Source organism: Candidatus Binatia bacterium (assembly GCA_036504975.1).
In the GTDB taxonomy this organism is placed as follows: Bacteria; Desulfobacterota; Binatia; order UBA9968; family UBA9968; genus JAJPJQ01.
Genome location: DASXUF010000155.1, coordinates 1 through 4,461 on the forward strand (window position 1 = coordinate 1; position 4,461 = coordinate 4,461).

The following is a 4,461-nucleotide window of genomic DNA, read 5'->3' on the forward strand; positions in this document are numbered from 1 at the left end:
CCCTTTTTCGACCTTCTCGATCTCCCGCTTCATCATCTCCCGCAGCATGACGATGCCGCGGTCGGCGGTGGCGAGCCGCTCGTGCGTGCGGTCCGAGATCGGCCCCTGGGTTTCCCAGGCCATATGATCCTGGCACTGCACGTCGATCGTCATGTCGAAGCGCGTGAACGGGTGCAGCGCGTCCGGCGGATTCTTGTAGGGGTTCACATATTCCACGGGAAGATCGCCGTTTTCTTCCACGACGCCGCCGTCCTCGCTCGGATCGAAGCGGACGAAGAAAATCTTCGTGTGGGCGTCGTCCATCGGAACGCGGATCTGCGTCGCGTTGGACTGGCGGAGAATATTCGGGAAGATCAACGGATGCTCGTCGATCCGGCCGTTGATGTATCGGCGCTTTTTCATGATGCCGTAGGGAAACTCGTAAAACTCGAACTGCTCCACGTCGTCGGTGAGGCCGCGGGTCGTGCTCGCGATGGTCCGGCCGCGGCCGATCATCGTCTGATGGAGGATTTGAAGGTGCGACGGGTCCACGGAATTTTCCATCGCTTGAAACCAGTTGCAGTCGAGCTGCGGCTGGACGATCACCCGTCGGCGGCCGTCTTTCCGCACCCAGAGATCGTACTGGGGAAGGAGCGGCAGCGGCTTCGGTCCCATGTAGGTCCAGTAAAGCCCTACGAATTTTTGCACCGGATAGGCTTTGTGCTTGACCGTGAGATGGAATTTGCTGCCCGCCGGCTCGGCCGGGCATTCGATACAGTTTCCTTCGGTGTCGAACAGCCAGCCGTGATAGGCGCAAGCGATGCCTCTTTTTTCCACTCTGCCGTAAAGGACCGATGCGCCGCGGTGCGGGCAGCGATCGTCGAGCAAACCGACCCGGCCCGTCCGGTCGCGGAAGAGGACGAGATCCTCCCCGAGAATGCGCGCGTGCAGAGTCGGCTTTTCATCCGTCAGTTCACAAGCCGGGGCCACGGGCAGCCAGTAGCGGCGCAGCAGCTCGCCGGCCGGCGTTCCCGGGCCGACGCGCGTCAACAGCTCGTTTTCTTCTTGGGTCAGCATGGTTCCCCCTTCGACTATAGGTAGTGTCTGCCTTTCATCGCGTCCGGCACTTTAAGGCCCATCTCCTCGATCAGCGGGTTGACCTCTTTGATGTACGCTTCTCTCGCCTGCGCGTTGGTGCGGCGCTTGATGCCCCAGTGACAAAACCGTTCGGAGCGCTTTGATTCGGAGCTGCCGAACATGTCGAGCGCCGTGATGTACCAGTGATCGAGCGCCTTCTGGACTTTCTCGCGCGACTGATCGCCTTTCTCCACCAGCTCCCGCGTCTTGTTCGCGCCGTACTCGATGTGACCGAGCTCTTCCAGGATGATATCCGGCAGCAGCGGCACGATCGGCGCGTAGCTCGTGCCGACGAACTCGTCGAGCTGGTAATGGCCTACGCGATCGATCAAAAAGCCGAACACGGCGAAGTCCTCCCAGGTCGTGATCTTTCCGCGGAAGGCTTCGAGGTAGCGCTTCTGGTTCGGCTGGCTCAAGACGAACGAGACGTCCACGCCGATGTCGCCGGCGACGCGGGCGAATTTCCGGTAGTGATCCATCTCCTCCGCCGCCGTGCGCGCGACGATCAGTTGGTCGAGCTTCGTCGGCGTGCCGGGAAGCATCTTCTCCATGTAGAGATGCGGCCCGCCGATCTCGCAATCCGATTGGATCGTGAGGATCCGCTTGAGCAGATCCTGATACTCGGGGTCCATCTTTTCGAAATCATCGGCCGTGACTTTGTCGTTGAACATGATCTTTCCTTTCCGGATATTGTTTTTTACGTCCCGGTGAAGTTCGGCTTTCTTTTTTCCAAAAACGCCGCGGTTCCCTCATGCAAATCGTGGCTCGTGGCGAGGTTGCCGAACGAGCGCGCTTCCATCTCCAGGCCGGAAGCCAGATCGACTTCCACGCCTTTGTTGATGAGCATCTTCGACGCTTCGAGCGCGAGGCGCGGCAGCGCGGCGAGCTTGGCGGCGAAGGCGCGCGCTTCTTCGAGCAGCTTACCCTTGGAGACCACCTTCATGACGAGACCGAGAGCCAACGCTTGCTCCGCGACGATCGGATCGCCGGTGAGAATAATTTCCTTTGCTTTCGCTGCGCCGATGAGGCGCGGCAGGCGCTGGGTGCCGCCGCCGCCGGGAAACGCGCCGATCTTGATCTCCGGGAGACCGAACTTCGTCCCCTCCGAAGCGATGCGGAAATCGCACGCGAGCGCCAGCTCGCAGCCGCCGCCGAGCGCATAACCGGCCACGGCGGCGACGACCGGCTGCGGCAACGCCTCGATCTGATCGAACAGAAGCTGGAACTCGCGCGCGTGCCGGTAGGTCGCCTCGGCCGTGTTCGCTTCGAGGATCTCGCCGATGTCGGCGCCGGCGCAGAAAAACTCCTCGCCCCCGGTGACGATGACGACGCGCTGCGCGGCATCGGCGGCGATCCGTTTGAGCGCCGCTTCCATCTCCTGTCTCAGCATTCCGTTGAAGGCGTTCTTCTTCTCCGGCCGGTTGAGCTGGATCGTCGTAACGCCGCCGTCCCTGCCGACCAGCAGATTGTGATACATAGAGCCTCCAGAGGATTGCGCCGTCATAGGCCGAAGAGCTGCACCGTGTTGTCGCGCAAAACTTTCCGCTTGACCTCTTCCTTGAGGCCGATCTCACCGATCTGGTCGAGGCTCGCCTTCCACGGGAGGCCGTTGGTGCCCCAGACGCAGCGGTCCATGCCCATCCGGCTGTTCATGAAGTGAATGACCTCGGGCGCGAGATATTTCGGCATCCAGCCGTCGATGCCGAAATAAACGTTGTCCCACTTGTAGCAAGCCGAGATCAGCTCCTCGGCCCACGGCCAGCCGGTGTGCGCGCCGATCATTTTCAGCTCGGGAAAATCGCTGGCGATTTTATCCAGATAAATCGGCCGGCCGTGCTCGCTCGGCATCGCTTCGAGCACGTGGCCGACTTGCATCGACACCGGAATGTCCAGCTCGACGCACTTGGCGAACAGCGGATACATCTTGGCGTCCGAGAGCGGGATGTCGAAGCCGTAGATGTGGACGTAGACGCCCTTGAAGCCGTAGCGCTTCACGCCGATCTCGATTTCCTGGAGCGACTCTTTGATGCGAAACGGATTGTAGCCGGCGAGACCGACGAAGCGGTCGGGATATTGCGTCGTGTACTGCGCGACTTCGTCGATCGTCGTGTTCATGTACATCCAGTGGTTGCGGTACGACCACATTTTCGTCTGGGTGATGAAAACTTTTTCCACCCCGGCCTCGTCCATCTTGCCGATCATCGCCGGGATGGTGTCGAACTGCGGCAGGCCGCCGATGGCGCGCTCCATGCGGCAGATCAGCTCGTTTTTTTTGGCGTCGTTCCACTTGGCGATGAACTCCGGCGTCGCCACGTAGTACATCATGTCGATCGCTTTGACTTGGCTAGCCATAGCTGTTTCTCCTTTCCCTCACCCCTGCCCTCTCCCAGCGGGAGAGGGTGACAGAGTCGCTCTCAACCATTCCCTCGCCCTTTAGGGAGAGGGTTAGGGTGAGGGTTTGGGTGAGGGTGTTCTTACGCCATCGTCAGTCCGCCGTCGACGCTGACCGTCTGTCCGGTCATGAAGTCGGAATCGTTGGAAGCGAAAAAGACGACCAGCGCGGCGATCTCTTCGGGCTTGGCCGCGCGCCGGAACGGCGTCGCCTTGATGACGGCATCGACGATCTTCGCCGTCTTCTCCGATTGGTCGCGGATCGCCTGCATGAGCGGCGTGTCGGTCATGCCGGGGCAGACGACGTTGACGTTGATGTTGTAGCGCGCGGTCTCGCGCGCAAGCGTCTTCGAGAACGCGATCACGGCGCCTTTGGTGCCGGAATAGACCGCTTCCCACGACGATCCGACGCGTCCCGCGTCGGAGGCGATGTTGATGATCTTGCCCGAGTTGCGCTGGATCATGTGCGGCAGCACGGCTTTGACCGTGTTCAGGACCGATTTGAAGTTGATCGCGATGATCTTGTCCCACGTCTCCTCGTTGCTCTCGATGAAAGGCTCCAGCCGGTCCCAGCCCGCGCAGTTCACCAGGATGTCGATCTGCCCGAATTCCTGGAGGACTTTTTGAATCATCTGCTCGACCTCGGTTTTCCTGGTCAGATCCACCTTGCAGGCGATCGCCGACCCGAATCCCGCCGCCGCGACTTCTTCGCTGACGCGCTGCGCGTTATCCACGGCGATATCGGCGATCGCGACGTTGGCGCCTTCGAAGCCCAGCGCCAGCGCCGTGGCGCGGCCGATGCCGCTGCCGCCTCCGGTGACGATCGCTGTCTTGCGTTTGAGTTTCATGTTCGCTCCTTTTGTCTTTCAGGCGTGTTCTACGCCACCATCGCCTGTTCTTTCGGCTCCTGGCGGATCTTCTCCAAACGTTTGAGCGCGAGCAGCGCGGCGCCGA

Annotated in this window: 5 protein-coding genes; all 5 read right to left on the reverse strand. The window is 61.0% G+C overall.

The window, feature by feature from the left end; all coding sequences use genetic code 11:
• A partial coding sequence (locus VGL70_19570; GenBank protein ID HEY3305731.1) for a Rieske 2Fe-2S domain-containing protein occupies positions 1–1,056 on the reverse strand: 1,056 nt, incomplete at its 3' end.
• A gap of 14 nt (positions 1,057–1,070) precedes the next feature.
• Positions 1,071–1,787, reverse strand: a complete 717-nt coding sequence (locus tag VGL70_19575) for a Phenylacetic acid catabolic protein (protein ID HEY3305732.1) — start codon at positions 1,785–1,787, stop codon at positions 1,071–1,073.
• Positions 1,788–1,813: 26 nt separating this feature from the next.
• Positions 1,814–2,593, reverse strand: a complete 780-nt coding sequence (locus VGL70_19580; protein HEY3305733.1) for an enoyl-CoA hydratase — start codon at positions 2,591–2,593, stop codon at positions 1,814–1,816.
• Between the two features lie 23 nt (positions 2,594–2,616).
• Positions 2,617–3,468 carry an amidohydrolase family protein gene (locus tag VGL70_19585; protein HEY3305734.1) on the reverse strand — a complete coding sequence of 284 codons (852 nt, stop codon included), beginning with the start codon at positions 3,466–3,468 and terminating at the stop codon, positions 2,617–2,619.
• Positions 3,469–3,590: 122 nt separating this feature from the next.
• Positions 3,591–4,355, reverse strand: coding sequence for an SDR family NAD(P)-dependent oxidoreductase (locus VGL70_19590; protein HEY3305735.1), 765 nt, complete (start codon positions 4,353–4,355; stop codon positions 3,591–3,593).
• Between the last annotated feature and the right edge of the window lie 106 nt (positions 4,356–4,461).

Coding starts and splice junctions, on each gene's coding strand:
- VGL70_19575 (HEY3305732.1), bottom strand. CDS start 1,787: ATGTTCAACGACAAAGTCACGGCCGATGATTTCGAAAAGATGGACCCC.
- VGL70_19580 (HEY3305733.1), bottom strand. CDS start 2,593: ATGTATCACAATCTGCTGGTCGGCAGGGACGGCGGCGTTACGACGATC.
- VGL70_19585 (HEY3305734.1), bottom strand. CDS start 3,468: ATGGCTAGCCAAGTCAAAGCGATCGACATGATGTACTACGTGGCGACG.
- VGL70_19590 (HEY3305735.1), bottom strand. CDS start 4,355: ATGAAACTCAAACGCAAGACAGCGATCGTCACCGGAGGCGGCAGCGGC.